Origin of the sequence: Jejuia pallidilutea (assembly GCF_002973595.1) — a bacterium.
GTDB classification, from domain to species: Bacteria; Bacteroidota; Bacteroidia; order Flavobacteriales; family Flavobacteriaceae; genus Jejuia; species Jejuia pallidilutea.
Genome location: NZ_PVEO01000006.1, coordinates 212069 through 233809, shown reverse-complemented (window position 1 = coordinate 233809; position 21741 = coordinate 212069). Strand labels below are relative to the sequence as shown.

Here is a 21741-nt window from a genome sequence, read left to right as displayed (position 1 = left end):
TTTTGTTGAGAAAAACAAAAAAAACCACAACTATTTATAACTAAACAAAGAATGAATAATTTTAAATTCATTTATTCCTAATCTTCATCTGGTATAAATGGATGTGTGCCTTGAATCACTGATGTTTTATGTTTTTCTCCAAGTAAATCAGGGCATCTTTGGTTAACATCATAATTTATAATGTGTATTATAGTAATTGAGTCGTAAACTTCATCAAAATCTATTTGATCTTTATATTTCTTCCATTTTGCATTAAATTCGTTTATATAAGTTATATATGTAATAACATTTCCTTCTATTGATTGGCGACTAGTGCTTTGAGATTCTTTTGGAACTTTTAATGTAATTTTTGCAAACTTTCGTTGGTTTTTATATTTAGATTCTCCTCTGTAAACTGCTTCATTTGATTCACACAAATCTCTGTTATCTAATAATTCTATTTCTTTTTCTATTTCTTTTTGTTTCTCTAAAACAATTGATAATTCTTTATTACAAGAATCTAAGGCGTTCTGAGACTGTTCGTACTTACTCTTAGAAACACATCCTGATAATAGGATTCCAATTATTAAAAAGTAAATTATTTTAATTTTCATAATTCTAGGTTTTTTAGGATTAATATATCGCAAACTTCCACAAAAAGCCCAAAATAAAAAATACCCAATACTGGGTATATATATATTCAGTTTTCACAAAAGTCACAATTTAAAGAGAAACAACGACACATGGCATAGTTGAATTATTCTTGTTTAATTTAGAAATAAATGGTTTGTGAAGGTAAGATGCTAGATAAAAAGCAAAAAAAACAGCTATAAAGATGCTTTATAACAAAAATTTTATAGCGCTTATAAACAATATGAAGCCAATAAAAGCTATAAGCATCCAAATACTGCCTTTGTAATATTTTTTATGAAGCTTTAAATCTTTTCTGTAGGTATAGCCAATGATAATAGCAAAGACTATAAAAAATATAATTCCGAAAATGATTTGACCTTTGCTAAACATAATTCTTATTTTTATGCAAATTTAATTAATAATGATGAGATTTCTGTGAGATAGTTACGGGATTCTTTTTGATAAAATAAAGATTACCGCCTTTGCGGGAACGACAAAAACGTAATTTATGAAAAATAAAATTGAGGCTGTTAAAGCATTTCATACCGCTTTTAAAATAGGACACAGAGAAACACCAAAAGCCAATTTAGGATTGGCGAAAAATATGTTGCGGTATAAGTTAATGCGTGAAGAAAATGAAGAATACTTAGATGCTGCAAACAATAACGATTTGGTAGAAGTTGCCGATGCACTGGGTGATATGCTTTACATTTTATGTGGTACAATTATAGAACACGGTCTGCAACATAAAATTGAAGAGGTATTTGATGAAATTCAACGTAGTAATATGAGTAAACTAGGAGCTAACGGGCAACCCATTTATCGTGAAGACGGTAAAGTGCTTAAAGGTCCAAATTATTTCAAGCCAAATATTGAAGCTATTTTAGAGAAATAGTTTGTTAATTGAGAGTAGAAAGAAGATTCTCAATATTAAAACACCTAAACAAGAAAGAATTTAAACTTAAGTAGTCCCAAGCATATTAAAAAAGTAAAAAAGGAGCATCTAGCTCCTTTTTATATATTCATAAAAGTATCGCTCTCCTTTTGGGAGAGGATAGGTGAGTAAATTCTTTTTAAACCTTATAACGCCATCCAAAAGGATCTTCAGCCTTATTGGTTTGTATATCTGTAATACGCTTTTTTAAATAGTCGGCGTAACTGTTTTCTAGTTTGGGTAATTCATAATCTTCACCTTTATATCCAAAACCAGAGATTGGGGATATAACGGCAGCTGTACCAGCACCAAACATTTCTTTTAAGGTTCCGTTTTTAGCAGCTTCAACTACTTCGGTAACGGTTAGTTTTCTAACTTCTACTGGTATGTTTTCGCTTTCAGCAAGTTGTATAATGCTTTTTCGTGTAATACCATCTAAAATTCTATCGCTTGTAGGTGCTGTAACTAGAGTGTCTTCAATACGTACAAAAATATTCATTGCTCCAGCTTCCTCAATGTACTCGTGTTTGTTGTCGTCTGTCCAAATTACTTGTTGGTAACCTTTTTCTTTTGCTAATTGTGTTGGGTAAAATTGGCCCGCATAATTACCGCCAGCCTTAGCAAAACCAACACCGCCATTTGCCGAACGCGAATATTTTTCTTCTATAAGTACTTTTACTTCACCAGAAAAATAAGAGCCAGAAGGTGCTGTACAAATAATGAATTTATATTCATCGGCAGGAGATGCATGAAATCCGTTACCCGATGCAAAAACAAACGGGCGAATATACAACGAACTCCCTTCTTTTGTAGGGATCCAATCTTTATCTAGCTGCAATAAGGCAATTAATCCTTCCATAAAGTACGCTTCCGGTATTTCTGGAATTGCCATACGTTTAGATGATATGTTTAAGCGCTTACAGTTATCTTCTGGTCTAAATAACCAAACATTTTTGTCTTTATCTTTATAGGCCTTCATACCTTCAAAAACAGATTGCCCATAATGAAAAATCTTTGAAGATGGATCTAAAGTTAAAGGTTGGTAGGGCATAATCTTAGGGGTATGCCATTTTCCATCTTTATAATCGCATACTAGCATATGGTCAGAAAACACACTTCCAAACTTCAAATTATCAAAATCTACCTCATTAATTTTAGTAGCCTTGATTTTTATAATCTCAATATCGTTGGTTATAGTACTCATATAGCGTTATTTTAGCTTACAAATTTATAAAATTCATTTTCAAAAAAGCGGTATATTTACACAAATGCTTTTAAAATTAAATTATTTATACCATGAGACCTATAATACTTCTATTTATCTGTGCTTTAATGTTGAGTTCATGTAAAAACAAACCTAACGAAACTAATACAGAGCCAGTACAGCACCAAGAAATAGCCTACGCAAAATTTGGTAAGGACATAGTACCGAACGATGCTGTAATTGCAAAATCTATGGCTGCACATTATATCGCAATGAAGGAAGGCGATAGTATAGATTCTAAAATGAAAGCCAAAGTAAAAAAAGTGTGTCAAGCAAAAGGGTGTTGGATGACTTTAGATTTGGGTAATGATAATGAAGTAATGGTAAAATTTAAAGACTATGGCTTTTTTGTACCCAAGGATATTGCAGGAAAAGAAGTTGTAATAAACGGAAAAGCTTATGTAAAAGAAGTTTCGGTTGATGAACAACGCCATTATGCGGAAGATGCAGGAAAATCTACCGAAGAGATAGCCGCTATTACATCGCCAAAACGTACATACTCTTTTGAGGCCGATGGCGTTTTAGTTGCCCAATAAACTTTAAAAATAGTTATTTTAGCTTACCTCGCTTAATGCGAGGTAAGCTTTCATTCCTTGCCCAATTGCTATCGGGGTGAAACACGCCTTAAAATTTCAAGGTACGTATCTGTAAAAATCACTAAATAGGTTTGATTTTCATAGTATTAACTTATCAAAAAGCATTAAGCCACACATATAAATGAAACGCGAAATTATAACTACCGCAGATGGCTCTTCTACCATACATTTGCCAGATTGGAATGAACAATATCACTCTAAACACGGTGCTATTCAAGAAGCCTACCATGTATTTATAAAACATGGCTTACATTATTTTTATGATCAAAAACTAGCATTAAAGCCTAAAAACACAATATCTATTTTAGAAGTTGGTTTTGGCACAGGTTTAAATGCTTTTATTACTTACTTAGAAGCTGAAAAATTAAAACTAAAAATAAACTACGTGGGTGTAGAAGCATATCCTGTTACCTTAGCCGAAATACAGCTTTTAAATTACCCTTTTGCTTTGAATGCTGAAGATAAAGCTGATGTATTTTTAAAATTGCATACCACAAGCTGGAATACGTCGCATAGTATAAACGAAACGTTTTCGATTACCAAACAACAAAAAACGTTTGATGATATTAATGCTAAAAACAGCTTTAATATTATTTATTTTGATGCCTTTGGTGCAAGAGTACAACCAGAATTATGGACAGAAACTATCTTTAAAAAAATGTTTAATGCATTAGCACAAAATGGCATATTGGTAACCTATTCTGCTAAAGGTAGTGTGCGTCGTGCTATGCAAGCGGTAGGCTTTACGGTAAAAAAATTGCCTGGGCCTCCCGGAAAACGTGAAATGTTACAGGCAATAAAACTTTAGTTCCCTTTTTTTAATCAGAATTTTAGAATGAACATACCAAAATCGAAAATAGCTATACTTTCTACAGTTATTAATTTTGAACTCTATGAAAAGACATCGCAACTTTTTCCTGAGGGAATTCAAAAGTATATTATAGATGGGAGAAACAGAATGTATGGTATAGATAGTATAATTTATATGGTTTCAAAATTTAAGAACTTGGGTATTGAATGGTTAATTATGGCCGATGAAGATGTTATTTTTTACAACCCAGAACAAGCGTTCTCAATAGTAGAAAAAATGAATGATGAAAACTATACGGTTGCTGGAGTTAGGGATGGAGGAGTGATAGCGCATAGAAAACATAATCCTAACGTAATTAATACTTTTTTTTCAGTGTTGAACATAAAAACTGTTTTAGACATTTGGGATAAAAAAGCGATACTCAGTAACCAATATACCAAACCAAACGAATTTAATGATTTTGGTAGCTTGCCATATACTTTTAACACTGATAGTTTGTTTGAACCATATTACTGTTTCTATTTATGGCTGCGGAGAAACAATAAAAAATTTCTTTTTTTAGATGTAAAAATGAAGGATGATGCTATTGCAAATGAAGTTTTATTTAACAACAAAACTTTATTATGTCATACCTGGTACGCGAGGCGTTATGGGAAAGATCCCTTTCAAACACAACGGATTAATAATTATCTACCACAACTTAATCTAACTCATAGCGCAACAGTTAAACCTATAATCTTCAATGATAAGTTTTACTTGATAAAAAAACCTAGTATTCTATTTCATTTAGTATCACAAAAAATCTATAAAATTTTTCAAAAATTAGTAAATTAATTCTAGCTGTTGATTTATATTTTAATCCATCTCTTTTTTTAGATAAGTGCGCTGTTGTTATGAGTAACATTCAATTATATTTAAGACTAATTACAATTTACTAGGGTTTATAGTTGCACGCAATATTGTTAAACCTTACTTAAACTTTTAGTTGAAGCCATTACCTTTCGTAATTTTACATAAAAAAGATAATGCGCATATTAATTACAGGAGCTACGGGATTGGTTGGACAGGAAATTGTGAAGCTCTGTCATGCAAAAAATATAAAGGTTAATTACTTAACAACACGAAAGTCTAAAATATCTACAGACGATAATTATAAAGGTTTTTATTGGAATACCGATACTCGTGAAATAGATACAGATTGTTTTAAAAATGTTGAAGGCATAATACATTTAGCTGGCGCATCTATATCTAAACGTTGGACGGATAGCTATAAAAAAGAAATAATTAGCAGTAGGGTAGAAAGTACACAACTCCTTATAGATTCTTTAAAAGGCGAGTCTCATACCATTAAACATGTTGTATCTGCAAGTGCCATTGGCATTTATCCAGATTCCTTAACTAATTATTACGACCAAACGCATAAGGTTGTAAGCGATTCTTTTTTGGGCAAGGTTGTACAAGCTTGGGAACAAGCGGTAGATGGTTTTTCTAAACTAAATATTGCTGTATCTAAAGTTAGAATAGGTTTGGTATTATCGGCCAAAGGTGGTGCCCTTAAAGAAATAGCAAAACCCATAAAGTTTGGTGTTGGTGCTGCTTTTGGTAGTGGTAAGCAATGGCAATCGTGGATTCATATAGATGATTTGGCAAAAGCCTTCCTGTATGTTTTAGAAAACAGGTTAGATGGTGTTTACAACGGTGTTGCACCAAATCCTTTAACTAATAACGAACTTACAAAAACAGTTGCTAAAGTATTAAGGAAACCTTTGTTTTTACCTAATATTCCTAAATTTATTATGAAATTAGTTTTAGGTGAAATGCATATTATATTATTTGAAAGTCAGCGCGTAAGTTCTAAAAAAATAGAAAGTAAAAATTTTAAGTTTGAGTTTCATCACTTAGAGCCTGCCCTAGAAGATTTGTTTGGATAAATAGTGACTGCTCTTTTAACATCACCTATAAGTAAATATTGGTAATGAGTCGGGATACTGTAGGGTGGTCGCTTCCTCCTGAAGGTTCTATGGTAATGTTTAAAGATGCTGCATCTTCAATATAATTCATTGCTACTAATTGCGAATTTTTGTTAATTACTCCCATATCTATCATCTCGCCATCAACATCTGCCCACATTTGGTAATCGTGCGCTTCATCTAGTTTGGGTAAATCTACAGTATTTATAATTACCTTTTTGTATTCGTGGTTTACATAACTTACTACCCGTGCACTAGGCGATAATGTATTGCCTTTTAATATATATTGCTTAGTATTAGGCGAATTTAGCACATCTAACCAAGTTGTGGCACTTTTTAAGTTTTCTTGTAAATCTATTATATCTTTTAAAAGCAAATCGTTAGTATCCTTGGCAATTTTTAACTGCTGTTTTGTTTCGTTTAGTTGAGAATACATCCAAATGCTGCCTACAATTAGTATAGCTGCAATACTAGCCACAATACCCAAGTAACGTTTTAAAGGAGGGGCAGTTGGCAAAGGCATTACATTATTAGTGCTTCTTATACTATTTAATACATGCGCTTTTACAATCTTAGGTGGTGCTATGGCATTGTCTAAAGCCATAGCTTCAAAATTAGATTCAATACTCTTAAAATGTACTTTTAAATCATCATCTTTAGCCAATAAACGTTCTAAAGCCAACTCTTCTTGGGCACCAAGTTCGCCTAATAGATATAGCTCTATTATTCCGTTTTCTAGTATGTAGGCCTTATTCATCATCGTATTACTTCAATTAAAATAGATAACCATACAAGTGCTTTATCATAATTTAGCTTTAATTTTTTTAAGGCTTGTTTTATGTAAGATTTAAATGTTCCCAGTGGCACATTCATTTCCTTGTGTGCTTCTCGATGTGTTAAACCATTAAAATAAACAAGTTCTAAAGCTTTTTGGTGATGCGGTTCTAGTTGTTTTAAGCATCCTTTAAGTTGCAAATACTTGGTATCTGTTATAACTGTGTCTTCTCTATCCTTATATACACTTAAATCTTCGGTTTGGATGAGTGTTTTTTTAGAGCGCAAAAAATTTAATGTTTTATTTTTGGCAATTCTATAGGCCCAAGTATAAAACCTGCCTTTATCTGGGTTGTACTGGTGCGATTTATCCCAAATAGTTAAAAATGTATCCTGTAGTAAATTTTGTGCTTCTTGTTCGTCTTTACAAATTCTAAGGATAACACCATAAATTGCAGGTGCATATGCATCATAAAGTTGGGATAGGGCAGCTTCATCCTTATTTTTTAGATTATAAATGAGTGCCTTATTGTCGCGCATAAATGTTAAAGATTTCCCAAAAAAAACGGTATGGTTCATCCATAGCAAACAAACCTGTGTAAATATAAATGAAAGCACTTTGAAAAACGAAAAAAAGTGCCATTTAGTTTAACCAAAAAAATAGAATTATTATGAAAAAGTTTGTATTTATCTTAACCACAGTAGTAGCTTTAACTGCAAGCCAAATGGTTTCAGCCCAAAAAACAATTGTTGATGTTGCCGTTGGAAACGAAGATTTCTCAACACTAGTAGCAGCATTAAAAGCTGCAGATTTAGTTGGCGCTTTACAAGGAGATGGGCCATTTACAGTATTTGCACCAAATAATAGTGCTTTCGGAAAAATTGATGCCGATACTTTAAACTCCTTATTAAAACCAGAAAATAAAAAGGCGTTAACCAATATACTAACATACCACGTAGTATCTGGAAAACTAGATGCAGAGGCAGTAGTTGCTGCCTTAGATAAAAATAAAGGTATGGTAACGCTAAAAACTTTAAACGGACAGGAGCTAACCGTACAGCAAAAAGATGGCAAAATATGGTTGAAAGACCAAAATGGTAATTACAGTGAAATAATAATGACTGATGTAATGGGAAGTAATGGTGTTATTCATGTAATTAATTCGGTAGTGATGCCTAAATAATTAGGGAAAAACTGCTATGAAAAGGAAGGCGCTCTATGTAAATAGGGCGTTTTTTTTACCAATTAATTTAAGTAAGTTATTTTAGTATTATTACATTAATGAAGAAAATAAACGTAATACTTTTTCTGTAAATTTAATATATACAGGCCTTTTGTTCCATGTTGATAGTTTAATTTGTTCCGATTCTTTTAAATCCTCATTAAATTGGTTTGCTAATTGTTTTGCGGTTTTTGCATCATAGGTAATCGCATTAATCTCAAAATTAAGTTCAAAACTTCTAATATCTAAATTTGCGGTTCCTACAACTAAAATTTCCTCATCACAAACTAAAGTTTTTGCATGTACAAATCCTTTATTGTACTTAAATATTTTAACGCCAGCCTCTAATAATTCTTGATAAAATGATTGTGAAGTTGTATTTACAATAAATGAATCTGAAACACCAGGTAGTAACAATTTTATATTAACACCGCTTAATGCAGCAATTTTTAATGCATCAATAAAAGAACTATTGGGTATTAGATATGGAGTTGTAATTAATAGTTCTTTTTTAGCTAATAATATGGTTTGAATAAGAGAATACAAAATGCTTGGATAATCAGAATCTGGACCACTAGCTATGACTTGCACTAATTGGTTTCCATAGTTTTTTTCCTTGGTAATTGGAAAATATTCATTAGAAAATCCAATGTTCTGCTTAGAACAAAAGTTCCAATCTGTTAAAAAAGTGAATTGTAAATTTAATACCGATGTTCCTACTATTTTTATGTGCGTATCTCTCCAAAATAATTTATGTTGTTGGGTATTAATGTATTTGTCAGAAACGTTAATGCCTCCTACATATCCTACTATACCGTCTATTACAATTATTTTTCTATGATTGCGATAATTAATTCTATTAGCAAACTGAATGAAATTAATTTTGTAAAAAGGATACGCTTCTACACCTGCTTTCTTAAGTCTAGCTGTAAATTTGTTGCGTATACTTTTACTTCCAAAATCATCATAAATAAACTTTACTTTAACTCCTTCTTTTACCTTGGCAATAAGTATATCGGCTATTTGATTACCAATCTCATCATTTTCATAAATATAATATTGTATGTGAATATGGTGTTTGGCTTTTTTAAGACTATCGATAACTGATGGGAATTTTTGTTCACCATTAATAAGTAATTGTACGTTATTATTATCAGATATAATACTTTTTTCTTTTAAAGCAGTTATTAAAGGAAGAAAGCTGTTTAATTTATCCTTGTATTTTAATAAAATTTCTTTAGAGTATAATTGTCTTTTCTCTTCAATTTCGGGGAATGCTTTTTCATCTATATCAATCTTTTTTTGATATAATTTTCTTTTTCTGTAATTCAGCCCTATACTTAAATATATAATTATACCTACAACAGGAAAAGAGATTACTAGTAATAAATATGCAAGACCTTTACTTGGCGTAGTTGTATTAATAATAATTTTGGCACAAACAATTATCAATATTATAGCGTAAATTATTAGGATGTATTGTATCAAAATGACGAAAGCTTAAATGATAATAGTACTTAGTGTGTTGTATAAATTAATATATATTTAAAATGGTTAGTTATACTACTGTATTTATTCGTTTTTAAAGGAAATGCTATCCCATTTATTGTGTAAATTTTTCATTTTAAAAGCTAGATATGTATTAAAAATACCACTAAGCAAAAAGGCAATACCAGTCCAAAAAACAAGTGTCATACCTGCTAAAGCGGGATTTCTAATTAGTATAAACGAAAATACAACTCCTAAAACACCTACGAGCATTAAATTTACCCATCCTTTTACACCGTAGTTCTTTAAATCTATAGATGTAGCAACGGCCCATAATGAACGGAACATTATTACAAAACCAACATATAGCGATAAACCTAATATTGAAATTGCTGTATTAGAAATTAGCATAAATCCTACCAGAGTGTTTAAAGCACCTAATATTAAAATCCATATCCAATTTTCAATTTCATTACGGTTTAAAAAAGCAAAGAGTAGTTCCAATATTCCAGTACATAGAAAAGAAATGCTAAAAATGAAGCCTAAGGCCACATAAGACTCTTTAGGGTGCGTAAATGTCCAAATTCCTGTGCTAATTAATAGTATTCCAACAATAAGTACTAAGTACCAATGTTTTACTGATTCTTTTACTTTTTTTAAAAATAGATTTTCCATAATTACCATTAAGTTTTTAACGTCTTTAAAATACCATTAACTTTTAAGGATATAAAATTATTTTATTTTTAGAGCTGCTTATTTAAAGTCATTGTATATCGTAAATTAAACAAACTTAGTTGAATATTTTTACAAATCAAATTTATATTATAAGTTGTAGCCTAATGTTTGAAAAATCACTCTAAATCTTCGAGCATTACATTATAATCGTATTGCAAGTCTTCATGTAGTTTAGCTATAGTTTTTTTAGCTAAAAGTATCTGCCTATTGTACATATTTTGTAGCTGTGTGCTTCGTTTTATGCTAGGTGAAAATACCTTAAGTTTTTCACAAAAATAGAGTAGAAGTTCTACCTCGGTTTCCTTTTGTTGTGAGTAACGAATAAACTTTTTTACATTGCGTAGTATTTTACGAATACTTTTTTTTATGTAGTAAAAATTATTGGTGTTAATCACTTCAAACTCCTCGTCTATAAAAGCTTTTACAGTAGCTATGTAGCCGCTTTCGTTATGCGATTCAAACAAAAGATAAGTTAACAGTTCTTTATTCTCTTTTTTAAATCGTGCTAACCGTAAACAGAGTTGTTGTAATTCGGTACTGGAAAGCGTGTTAAGTTCTTTTTTTATTTCTGGAAGGTTTACGGCTTTCATATTTTTTTCTGTTTGTGCTAAAGATAAACAGAGCATTTAAGAGTGCAAAATTGACTATACGTTGCACTTTGCAATATTTGAAAAAGATTCTTGATGTTATTATGCTTACAGTACTATTATCGCAATTTTGGAAAATTACTAGGACTCAATTCGTGCATAACCTCATAAACGGCTTCAAAAATATCTTCAACAGATGGTTTGGAAAAATAGTCTCCATCATTTCCATAGGCAGGACGATGTGGTTTTGCTGATAAGGTTTTTGGGCTACCATCTAAATACTGAAACGCATTTTGAGTGTTTAAAATTTTGTCTAAAATATAAGCTGAAGCACCACCTGGTACATCTTCATCTATTACCATAACACGGTTGGTTTTGGCTATACTTTTTACAATATCATGATGAATATCAAAAGGAATTAAAGACTGTATATCGATAACCTCTGCATCTATACCCACAGATAAAAGCTCTTTAACTGCCTGTTCTACCAAACGTAATGTAGAACCGTAAGACACTAAAGTAATATCTGTGCCTTCTTTTAGGGTTTCTACTACACCAATGGGTGTTTTAAAGTTGCCCATATTATTTGGTCGTCTTTCTTTTAAACGATAACCATTTAAGCATTCTACAACCAATGCAGGATCGTCGCCTTCTAAAAGTGTGTTGTAAAATCCAGCAGCTTTGGTCATGTTTCTTGGTACTAAAACCAAAACACCGCGTATTAAGTTTAATAAACCTCCCATTTGGGAACCAGAATGCCAAATTCCTTCTAAACGATGCCCTCGGGTTCTTATTATTAATGGTGCTTTTTGCCTACCTTTGGTTCTGTAATGTAGTGTGGCTAGGTCGTCGCTAATTACGTGTAATGCGTACAGAACATAATCTAAATATTGAATTTCTGCAATAGGGCGTAAGCCTCTTAGCGCCATACCAATGCCTTGTCCAATAATTGTGGCTTCTCGTATACCGGTATCGGCCACACGTAATTCCCCGTATTTTGCCTGAAGGCCTTCTAACCCTTGGTTTACATCACCAATGTTTCCTGTGTCTTCGCCAAATATTAAAGTTTCGGGATATTTATTAAAAATAGTATCAAAATTATCACGGATAATAATCCTGCCATCCACTAGTTCAGAAGCATCATCAAAAATTGGTTTTACTTCCGATACGTTTAAGGCAGACCTATCTGTTTCGCAGAATAAATGCGAGCTAAACTCAGGTTGCTGTTCTTTTATATTTTTATTTATCCACTTCTTAAGTTTTGTACTTTCCTCTGAAGTCTCACCAATAGTATAGCGTATTGCTTTTCTGGCGTTAGATAAAATATCCTTGCGTGTAGGCTCGTTTATTGCTGCAAGCGTATCTTTAAGTTTAGATATAAAAACGCCATTAGTATTAGTTTTTGCTAATTTTTCTAGCAGGTCAATTATTTCTTTCTGCTCTTTTTTTATTGGTGCTAAAAAGGTGTTCCACGCTTTTGTTTTGCTTTGTTTTACCTCACGTTTAATGGTGCGCTCTATATCGGTTAACGTTTCGTTAGTTGCTATACCGCTTTCAATAATCCACTCCCGCATTTTCTTGTTGCAATCGTTGGCAGATTCCCATTGTAAACGTTCGCCACTTTTATAGCGTTCGTGAGAACCAGAAGTAGAATGTCCTTGGGGTTGTGTTAATTCTGTAACATGAATTAATACGGGCACATGTTCTTCTCGTGCAATAATGCTTGCCTCTTGGTAAGTTTCAATTAAATTGGCATAATCCCAACCTTTAACACGCAGAATTTCAAACCCTTTATGTGTTTTATCTCTTTGAAACCCTTTTAGGATTTCAGAAATATTTTCTTTTGTGGTTTGATATTTTGCATGAACGGAAATACCATATTCGTCATCCCATATACTGGTAACCATTGGTACTTGTAGTACACCGGCAGCATTAATGGTCTCAAAAAATAAACCTTCGCTAGTACTTGCATTACCTATTGTGCCCCAGGCTACCTCATTACCATTTACTGATAACCTTTTGGCATTAATATCCTTAAGTTCCTTAAATACTTTTGAAGCTTGCGCTAAACCTAAAAGGCGTGGCATTTGTCCTGCAGTAGGAGAGATGTCTGCACTAGAATTGTATTGTTTGGTTAAATCTTTCCAATTGCCATTTTCGTCAATACTGTGCGTTACGAAGTGACCACCCATTTGGCGACCGGCAGACATGGGTTCTAACTCTAAGTTTGTATTGGCATATAACCCTGCGAAGAACTGTTCTACGGTAAGCTCACCAATAGCCATCATAAAAGTTTGATCTCTGTAATAGCCAGAGCGCCAATCGCCTTTCTTAAAAGCTTTAGCCATTGCTAATTGCGGTACTTCTTTACCATCTCCAAAAATTCCAAATTTTGCTTTTCCGGTGAGCACCTCACGTCTACCCAACAAACTACATTCCCGACTCTGAACAGCTATTTTATAATCGTTTAAAACTTCGGCTTTAAAATCGTCAAATGATATGTTGTCTTTCAAATCGGTTAGTGATTGCATGAGTTAAGTTAGTTAAGAACGCATGCAAAATTAAGGAATTTAAAGGAGTTTTACAATTAAATTATTTCTTAAAAATATGTGAAAAATATAATAATGTAGATAATAAGCTATTTTTTTTAAATTATTATTAATAAAACAATATTAAATATAACAATAATTTAATACCAGCGCCTTCTAAATAATCCTAAAAGCGATTCTGGATCTACAGTGAATTTAAAACGTATTTTCTGATCGTAACTGGGTTGAGCTATTTCCCAACCTAGGTTGGAGTAAATAGGAAAGTAAATCTCAAAATAATCGGTTACCAAATTTATACGAATACCAGAATCGTAAACAAATTTAGGATTGTTAAATTTATTTTTCACTAGCCCAAAATCACCATAGGCCAAAACATATTTCCAAAGTGTGGTGCTTACATTTGCGGTGCTCATCCATTGGTTAGCAAAAGGTACTTCTAGTTTTGATTTAAAGCCACCTTCTGCTTCTATAAATTGTTGGCTAAAAATACCTGAAGCTTCAGAACGCCCTAGGTAGTTGTACTCAAAGAGGTAGTCTGTTGGTCGGTCTAATGCAAAACTAAAGTAGTTAGAGCCTAAATCGTTATTGTTTTCTAGAAATATTCCTGTAAAAAACCTAACGTTTAGCTGCCTATTACTTTCAAATAGTTTCCTGAATTCATAGTTAAAGGATACTTTACTAAAAGTTCTAGCTAATTGAAAATCGGTATACCATTTACTGTAGTTAATTAAATTATCGTTAGAGTGAATATATCTGGCATTAAATACGCTGTAGTTGGGTTCGTCGCTGCTGTTGGGGTTTAACGGGTCTCTATCTCTATTAAAATCTAAAAACCTAAACCGCAGTAGTTTTCTTTTGTTAGACCTAAAATCGTTATCTTCTCTAAAGAAAAACGAAACCGAAGGAATTATGCGCCTTACAAATAAATCTTCGGCATAGGAGTTGTACCCAAAGCTTGCTCCGTAGGTTATGGCGTATAAGTTACTGTTTTCAATATTATGCGTCATTAAAGCAGATACTGCTCCAGTAATAGATTTAGAGCCAAGTGAATATTGTGGTTGTATTTTGTACTTTAAATTTCGTCTTAGTAAGGTGCCATTATATACCTTCATTCCTAAATTTAATCCATCGTATATATTATTAAATTCTATAATGGGCATAAAGAATACTTGATTGTAGTAAGGGTCTTCCACATCTTTAAACAGCCTAAATTGTAATGGTTTGTTGTTAAAAAAGAAACCTTTAAGTGATTTCCAGTTATCACGAAGATTAAATTCTGGAGCGGCATTATTGTAGTTTAGCACCAGTTTATCAGCTTCGTTTCTAGGTATGGTCAAGGTTTTTTCGCTACCAATATTTTCTATCCAATATTTAGAAATAACACTATCGTTACTTAAGGTGTATAACGATACAGGCATATTGTTGTGCCGCTTATTTTTAATGGTTAGTGTAATGGAGTCTTCGGTTTTTTCAACATCTTTTATTTTAAAATCAATTTTTTTTCTGGTTTTAATGTAATCTTCAAAAAACCAATCGATATCTTTTTCTGTTCTAGATTTTAAGAATGTTTCAAAATCTTCAGAAGAAGTGTGTTTCAAACTGTTTTCCTTTAAAAACGGCTTAATAGCATCTTCGAAAACATCATGATTAATAAAATCGTCTAGGTATTTTAAACCAATACCAGCCTTATATTTGTTAGCAATGTTGCTATTAAATTTAAGCAAAGAATCTTTTTGCATTGCTAATGGTTGGTCCCTGTTGGTTCTTGCCATATTCATATAGGCGAGGTTATACTTTTCGTTATAGTGCAAATCTGCAGCGTGAAAAGATCTAATTCCCCAAATATCAGCTAGTTTTCCTAAAAATTTTGTATTCGGGTAATGGTCTTCCACATATTTCATTAGAAAATAAATTTGAATACCGTCCAACAACCAATGGTCTGTTCTTGGATTTACCATTAAGGTATTTTCTAAATAATTACGTAAAGCCACTTTTAGTAAGCGCATTTCGTATTCAAAAGTATCTGGAAATGGTTGTAAAAACTTGGGAAGTGATGTTAAGCCATATACAGGGTCGTTAGCATTATCAATTTCAGTAAGCAGTAATTTTTCATGAGGATAAGGCCCAAGATTATCAAAAATGTAATTCATAATCTTGTCGTTAATTAGCACTTTATCTACAACTTGTAAGTTATTGTCATATAAATCTGAAACCAACTCTATTTTATCATTTTTTATAGATTTGAATTTAGAGGCTTTACTTAGGTATAACTTATTGCTATTACGGTCTTTTCCTTGTAAAACAGTAGTATTAACTCCATTGTTTTCTAAGGATTCTACAACGTTTAATTCTGATGTTAATGTGTAGTTTTTAGGATAGGTTAACTCTAGTGTTATATCAGATTTTGGTATAAATAAATCGTTTAAATTTTTATTGCTAAAGTATTGCCATTCAGTATCATAAACAGCAGGTGTAATATACCAATATCTTAAATTGAAATTGTTTTCTTTAGTATAACCATAGCTAGTAAATGTATTACTAGGGATTTTAACAATATAATTAAGTTTTATGGTGTAGGTCTCGTTAGGTAATAAAGGTTTTAAAAGCTCTACTTCAATAATATCTATTTGATGTTTTAATCTCGTAAACGGTATAGTGTCCTTATCTTGAATTATAGAGGTTACGGCAGAATAGCCTCGCTCTTCGCTTTTTGCTAAATGAAATCTATTAACATATTCATCGGCTAATCGTTTTGCTAAATCTGTTTTTTTTGTAGCGTAACTATTATTCCAGTCATTAAGATAGATGGTTTTTAGCGTGTCTTTTGAAGTGTTTTTATACGTTATGGTTTGGTTAATGTCAATACGCTGATTCTCCACATTAAATTTGGCTTTAATGTGGATATTGTTTTGACCATAACCTAATAAAACGCAGGTTAATAGTGATAAGTAAGTTAAAAAACTGAACTTCAAATTATACTTTTAGTTTACAAGATTTGTTTTAAGGCGCTGTAATATAATGAATTATAACATTTAATCCTTGGTTATTAGATATGTGGTACAAATTAGAAGTTTGGAGTTAATGTTGATTCTTGGTAAAATGCGTCTAAGATTGAAATTACCTCATCTTCAGTGTCTACCAAATGAATTAAATCCATGTCTTTAGGACTGATATTACCATTTTCTAATAACGTAGATTTTACCCAATCTATTAGTCCGCCCCAAAAGCTTTTCCCTACAAGAATTATTGGAAATTTTTCTATTTTATGTGTTTGTATTAGTGTCATAGCTTCAAACAACTCGTCTAAAGTACCAAAACCACCAGGCATTACTACAAAACCTTGTGAATATTTAACAAACATTACTTTTCGTACAAAGAAATAATCGAAATCTAAACTTTTATCAGAGTCAATATAGGGGTTATCGTGTTGTTCAAAAGGTAAATCTATATTTAAACCAACAGAAGTGCCGCCTCCTAAATGTGCACCTTTGTTGCCTGCTTCCATAATTCCTGGTCCACCACCAGTAATAACGCCATAACCAGATTCTACTATTTTTTGTGCCACTTTTACCGTTAGTTCGTAATATTTGTCATCTGGCTTTGTTCTTGCAGATCCAAATATAGATACGCATGGGCCTATTTTGCTCATTTTTTCGAATCCAGAAACAAACTCTCCCATAATTTTAAATATGGCCCATGAGTCGTTTGTTTTTATTTCGTTCCACCCTTTATTTCGTTGTTCTTTTCTCATTTGTTTTATGTCTATATATTGTAATTTAAGCCTGTTAATGTAATTCTTTTTTCAAAAACTTAGCTGTGTAACTTTTTTTGTGTTTAATAATTGCTTCTGGCGTACCCTCTACAACAATTTGTCCGCCACCTTTACCGCCTTCGTAACCAATATCAATAATATGATCTACTGTTTTAATAACATCTAAATTGTGCTCTATAATTAATACCGTATTGCCTTTATTTACAAGTTTATTTAGTACCAACATTAATACACGAATATCCTCGAAATGCAATCCTGTTGTGGGCTCATCTAAAATATAGAAGGTGTTTCCTGTATCTCGTTTGCTTAGTTCTGTAGCTAGCTTAATACGTTGTGCCTCTCCTCCAGAAAGCGTGGTACTTTGTTGCCCAAGTGTAATATATCCTAAACCAACATCTTGGATGGTTTTAAGTTTTTTATAGATTTTAGGTATGTGCTCAAAAAAACCAACAGCTTCATTAATGGTCATGTTCAACACATCGCTTATGTTTTTTCCTTTGTACCTAATTTCTAGGGTTTCTCTGTTAAAGCGTTTACCTTGGCATGTTTCGCATTCTACATATACATCGGGCAAAAAATTCATTTCAATAACACGTAAACCGCCACCCTTACAGGTTTCGCAGCGACCTCCAGTTACGTTAAAACTAAACCTGCCAGCTTTATAACCTCTTATCATTGCCTCTGGTACTTTAGCAAATAGGCTTCTAATTTCATCAAAGGTTTTGGTGTAGGTTGCAGGATTGCTTCGTGGTGTTCTTCCAATTGGAGATTGGTTAATGTCTATAACCTTATCAATATGTTCCAGTCCCTTAATGCTTTTGTAGGGCATCGGTTTTTTAACACCATTAAAATAATAGGCATTTAAAATAGGGTATAAGGTTTCGTTAATTAATGTAGATTTTCCGCTTCCAGAAACACCAGTAACGCCAATCATTTTTCCCAGAGGAAATTTTACAGAAACGTTTTTAAGGTTGTTTCCTGTACAGCCTTTGAGTTCTAGAAATTTGCCATTTCCTTCACGACGTTTTTTAGGTATTTCAATAGCTTTGGCGCCATTTAAATAATCGGCGGTAAGCGTATTGTGTGTCTTTAGTTCGTCTGGGCTGCCAATACTAATTATTTCTCCACCATGTTTACCTGCTTTAGGGCCTATGTCTATAACATAATCGGCACGCTCTATCATATCTTTGTCGTGTTCAACAACAATTACAGAATTACCAATATCTCTAAGGGAGACTAGAGAATTAATTAATTTTTCGTTATCGCGTTGGTGCAAGCCAATACTGGGTTCGTCTAAAATATAAAGTACTCCTACAAGTTGTGAGCCAATTTGGGTAGCCAGCCTTATGCGTTGTGCTTCGCCACCCGAAAGTGATTTAGAACTTCTATTTAATGCTAAATAATCTAAACCTACATCCAATAAAAATTGTAATCGTGCCTTTATTTCCTTTAGAATTTCTTCAGCAATTTTTAATTGCGTACTAGAAAGGTGGTTGTGCAGATCGCTAAACCATTTTGCTAGTTCAACTATATCGGTATTAGCAAGTTCTGCGATGTTTTTGTTATTTATTTTAAAGTATAACGATTCCTTTTTTAACCTTGAACCTTCGCATACAGGACATTTAATTTTATCCATATACTCTTTAGCCCAACGCTTTAACGATGTAGAATCGGCGGTTTTATATTGGTTTTCTATAAAATTGGCAACACCTTCAAAATCTATTTTATAATCGCGAGTTACGCCAAGTGTTTTACTTTCAACAGAAAATTTTTCGTTACCTCCATAAAGAATAACTTGTTTGGCTTGTTCTGGAATGTCCTTAAAGGCATCGGTTAGTTTAAAATTATAGCGTTGTGCTATAGTTTCAAATTGTTTAAAAATCCAACTTTTCTTTTCTGGACCATGTGGGGCTAAAGCACCATTTTTAATAGATAATGTATCGTCTGGAATTATCTTGTTTACATTAACTTGGTAAAGTTCACCAATACCATTGCAGTTAGCGCAGGCGCCCTTGGGTGAATTGAATGAAAAGTTGTTGGGTTCTGGATTTGGATAGGAAATCCCTGAGGATGGACACATTAAGCTTCTACTAAAATAACGTGCTTCTTGCGTATCTTGGTCTATTACCATTAAAACATCATCACCATGATACATGGCAGTATTAATGCTCTCAGACAGTCTTTTAGCGTTATCTACATCTTCATTCACCACCAAACGGTCTATAACAATTTCTATATCGTGGGTTTTATAACGATCTAGCTTCATGCCTTTCACCAAGTCTTTAATCTCGCCGTCGGTTCTTACCTTAACAAATCCTTGTTTTGCTATTTGTTCGAACAGTTCGCGGTAGTGCCCTTTTCTAGAACGTACTACGGGTGCTAAAATATTAATACGTTTCCCCTTAAAATCCTTTAAGATAAGCGCTTTAATTTGCTCATCGCTGTAGCTTACCATTTTATCGCCAGTATTATAACTGTAGGCGTCGCTTGCACGTGCAAATAATAAGCGTAAAAAATCGTATATTTCTGTAATGGTGCCTACGGTAGAACGTGGGGATTTGCTAGTTGTTTTTTGTTCTATGGCAATAACGGGTGATAAGCCATCAATTTTATCGACATCAGGACGTTCTAAACCTCCTAAAAATTGACGCGCATAAGCCGAAAACGTTTCTATATAGCGACGTTGGCCTTCTGCATAAATGGTATCGAAGGCTAAAGAGGATTTTCCACTTCCTGAAAGTCCAGTAATTACAACTAGCTTCTCTCTAGGAATGGAAACATCAATATTTTTTAAATTGTGCACTCTGGCACCTTTTACTTCAATTTTTTCTTCAAATTCAGTCATAGCAACTCATAATTTGCCTTTTTAAAAGGCAAAGTTGCGAAGTTACGTTTTTTGAGATTAAAAATAAAGTAGGGATGCTGTTATAAAAGCGTTAAATAAAGTACTTTTTTTAGGGTGCGAACTATTTTAATCTGTTTTTATATCAGATATTTCAATACCAAAATACAGGATTTTATGGAATGTGGGGAGTTTTACCCCTGTTTCTGCAATTTGCCAGTCGTTCCATGAAGCTTTTAATCCTTTAATTGGGGTTTTAGAATCCCACATATTAAAACTAGTAGGTTTGCCAGTGGCATCAAAATGCCACAAATAGGCATCGTTATTTTTATAGGTTACAAGAAGCGCTTTGTTGTTGCCTGAAAGTGTTACGAGTTTTCTGGATACACCCTCATCAAAAACCTGAAACGGTGCTACCAACCAAAATATATCGTTTTTAAAGTAATTATTGGCATCTTCAACTAAATCTTCACCCATTTCCCCTTCAATAATAAACCCGTGTACATAGGCTTTACTTTCGGCGTAATCTTTTAAGTCTAGTTTTATCTTGTAGTCTTTCCAGTATACTTCACATATGTTATCTGTTTTTTTCCACTTATAATGACGCCTTTTTTTAAAGGTCCACTCAATATAATCTGTACTTGTATAGGCTTCGTAATTTAGGGCAATTAGCATTTTTGTAGCTAAATCGTCGGCAGCTTTACCTTCAGTGCCATTGGGTAAGTTTTGGTGATGTTTAAAGTATAGGAAACTAAAAAACAAGATGCTAGGAAGTGTTAAAAAGATAACAATTCCAAGCGTAATTTTTATTGGTTTTTTTAGTTTCATTAAAAAGAGATTGAGGCTCTAAAAATCTAAAGTATCAAATATCATTCATTTACAGAAATATACTCGTTAAAAACCGATACAATAATACTCTTATCGATTATTGGTTAAGTTTGTTTTAATTTATCTAAAAAAAATGCTGTTTAGGGTATTAGTTCATTTTTCAATTCACCGAGTTTTTTATTAGAAAACTCAATAAGTTCGTCAAAAAAAATAGTGAATTCGGTTTCAAACTCTGTGTAAAACTCCTCAAGCTCTTTTACGGCTTCGTTCATGCCAGACCTGTTTTTGGTTCGTTTGTTCATACCAGCCAAAACCTTTGCAATACCATCAATAGAAGCGTAGGTTAATAACCAATTATCGGTCATCATATAGGGCAGCATTTTTTGAATGCGCAACGGTAAAATTTCAAAATTATTATTAAGTGAAGTATAAAATTTTTCAACGTAATTCTCTAAAGAAATAGGGCTGTATTTTTCCCAGTTTTTTGCCAGAAAATGGTCGTACAAAATATCAACAATCACACCGGAGTAATGACTGTATTTTGCGTGTAGCCTTTTTGTACTTTGCCTCACCGTTTTGTGTGCATCGGTAAATGTATCTATATGCCTATGCAAAAGAATACCAATTTGTATTTCTGGTTCGTATGTTTTGTATCTGTTTCCTTTTATGCCATCTGCTATAAAATTTCCAATAGTTATTAAATCGTTTTCTCCAGAGAGATAAATATGGGCTAAGTAGTTCATTCGTGAAATTTAC

At 32.7% G+C, this 21741-nt stretch carries 19 protein-coding genes; 6 read left to right on the top strand and 13 right to left on the bottom strand.

All coding sequences use genetic code 11. The features are described from left to right. Window positions 1-77: 77 nt before the first annotated feature. The gene (locus CLV33_RS11725) at window positions 78-593 is read right to left on the bottom strand and encodes a hypothetical protein (RefSeq protein WP_105474067.1); all 516 of its coding nucleotides are present in this window, start codon (window positions 591-593) and stop codon (window positions 78-80) included. A gap of 527 nt (window positions 594-1120) precedes the next feature. Here CLV33_RS11725 and CLV33_RS11715 point away from each other — a divergent pair. After that, a complete protein-coding gene (locus CLV33_RS11715; RefSeq protein ID WP_045372265.1) occupies window positions 1121-1507 on the top strand; it encodes a pyrophosphohydrolase domain-containing protein in 387 nt (128 codons plus the stop codon). Window positions 1508-1685: 178 nt separating this feature from the next. Here the strand turns inward: CLV33_RS11715 and CLV33_RS11710 are convergent, their stop codons facing one another. Further along, the gene (locus CLV33_RS11710) at window positions 1686-2750 is read right to left on the bottom strand and encodes a branched-chain amino acid aminotransferase (RefSeq protein ID WP_211297564.1); all 1065 of its coding nucleotides are present in this window, start codon (window positions 2748-2750) and stop codon (window positions 1686-1688) included. Window positions 2751-2842: 92 nt separating this feature from the next. On the opposite strand from CLV33_RS11710, the gene CLV33_RS11705 reads away from it, so the two are divergent. From CLV33_RS11705 to CLV33_RS11690, 4 genes are all read left to right on the top strand, one after another. Continuing rightward, window positions 2843-3346: a DUF4920 domain-containing protein gene (locus CLV33_RS11705; protein WP_105474066.1), complete on the top strand. Its 504-nt coding sequence runs from the start codon at window positions 2843-2845 to the stop codon at window positions 3344-3346. Between the two features lie 181 nt (window positions 3347-3527). Beyond that, window positions 3528-4214, top strand: a complete 687-nt coding sequence (gene mnmD / locus CLV33_RS11700) for a tRNA (5-methylaminomethyl-2-thiouridine)(34)-methyltransferase MnmD (RefSeq protein ID WP_105474065.1) — start codon at window positions 3528-3530, stop codon at window positions 4212-4214. Between the two features lie 27 nt (window positions 4215-4241). Beyond that, window positions 4242-5051, top strand: a complete 810-nt coding sequence (locus CLV33_RS11695) for a hypothetical protein (RefSeq protein WP_211297563.1) — start codon at window positions 4242-4244, stop codon at window positions 5049-5051. Between the two features lie 191 nt (window positions 5052-5242). Continuing rightward, complete coding sequence (locus CLV33_RS11690) at window positions 5243-6148, top strand: TIGR01777 family oxidoreductase (protein ID WP_105474064.1); 906 nt, start codon at window positions 5243-5245, stop codon at window positions 6146-6148. Between the two features lie 25 nt (window positions 6149-6173). Here CLV33_RS11690 and CLV33_RS11685 read toward each other — a convergent pair whose 3' ends face one another. Further along, complete coding sequence (locus tag CLV33_RS11685) at window positions 6174-6947, bottom strand: anti-sigma factor (RefSeq protein WP_105474063.1); 774 nt, start codon at window positions 6945-6947, stop codon at window positions 6174-6176. Further along, a complete protein-coding gene (locus tag CLV33_RS11680; RefSeq protein WP_105474099.1) occupies window positions 6944-7501 on the bottom strand; it encodes an RNA polymerase sigma factor in 558 nt (185 codons plus the stop codon). Before CLV33_RS11680 ends, CLV33_RS11685 begins: the two co-directional genes overlap by 4 nt. 131 nt (window positions 7502-7632) lie before the next feature. Between CLV33_RS11680 and CLV33_RS11675 the strand changes: the two genes are divergently transcribed. Beyond that, window positions 7633-8145: a fasciclin domain-containing protein gene (locus CLV33_RS11675; protein ID WP_105474062.1), complete on the top strand. Its 513-nt coding sequence runs from the start codon at window positions 7633-7635 to the stop codon at window positions 8143-8145. Window positions 8146-8235: 90 nt separating this feature from the next. On the opposite strand, the gene cls is transcribed toward CLV33_RS11675, so the two are convergent. From cls to CLV33_RS11630, 9 genes are all read right to left on the bottom strand, one after another. Then, the gene (gene cls / locus CLV33_RS11670) at window positions 8236-9672 is read right to left on the bottom strand and encodes a cardiolipin synthase (protein ID WP_317045172.1); all 1437 of its coding nucleotides are present in this window, start codon (window positions 9670-9672) and stop codon (window positions 8236-8238) included. An 84-nt stretch (window positions 9673-9756) separates the two neighbouring features. Beyond that, window positions 9757-10347: an HdeD family acid-resistance protein gene (locus tag CLV33_RS11665; protein ID WP_042244577.1), complete on the bottom strand. Its 591-nt coding sequence runs from the start codon at window positions 10345-10347 to the stop codon at window positions 9757-9759. Window positions 10348-10523: 176 nt separating this feature from the next. After that, on the bottom strand, window positions 10524-10997 hold the full coding sequence (locus CLV33_RS11660) for a hypothetical protein (protein ID WP_105474098.1): 474 nt from the start codon (window positions 10995-10997) through the stop codon (window positions 10524-10526). Window positions 10998-11113: 116 nt separating this feature from the next. Further along, window positions 11114-13525, bottom strand: coding sequence for an alpha-ketoacid dehydrogenase subunit alpha/beta (locus tag CLV33_RS11655; RefSeq protein ID WP_105474061.1), 2412 nt, complete (start codon window positions 13523-13525; stop codon window positions 11114-11116). Between the two features lie 158 nt (window positions 13526-13683). After that, the gene (locus tag CLV33_RS11650; protein ID WP_105474060.1) at window positions 13684-16515 is read right to left on the bottom strand and encodes a gluzincin family metallopeptidase; all 2832 of its coding nucleotides are present in this window, start codon (window positions 16513-16515) and stop codon (window positions 13684-13686) included. Between the two features lie 92 nt (window positions 16516-16607). Continuing rightward, window positions 16608-17294, bottom strand: a complete 687-nt coding sequence (locus tag CLV33_RS11645) for an LOG family protein (protein WP_105474059.1) — start codon at window positions 17292-17294, stop codon at window positions 16608-16610. Between the two features lie 34 nt (window positions 17295-17328). Then, window positions 17329-20160: an excinuclease ABC subunit UvrA gene (uvrA, locus tag CLV33_RS11640; protein WP_105474058.1), complete on the bottom strand. Its 2832-nt coding sequence runs from the start codon at window positions 20158-20160 to the stop codon at window positions 17329-17331. A 126-nt stretch (window positions 20161-20286) separates the two neighbouring features. Beyond that, window positions 20287-20985 (bottom strand): hypothetical protein, encoded by a 699-nt coding sequence (locus CLV33_RS11635; protein ID WP_105474057.1) that lies wholly within the window; start codon window positions 20983-20985, stop codon window positions 20287-20289. Window positions 20986-21125: 140 nt separating this feature from the next. Next, window positions 21126-21728 carry an acyl carrier protein phosphodiesterase gene (locus tag CLV33_RS11630; protein WP_105474056.1) on the bottom strand — a complete coding sequence of 201 codons (603 nt, stop codon included), beginning with the start codon at window positions 21726-21728 and terminating at the stop codon, window positions 21126-21128. Between the last annotated feature and the right edge of the window lie 13 nt (window positions 21729-21741).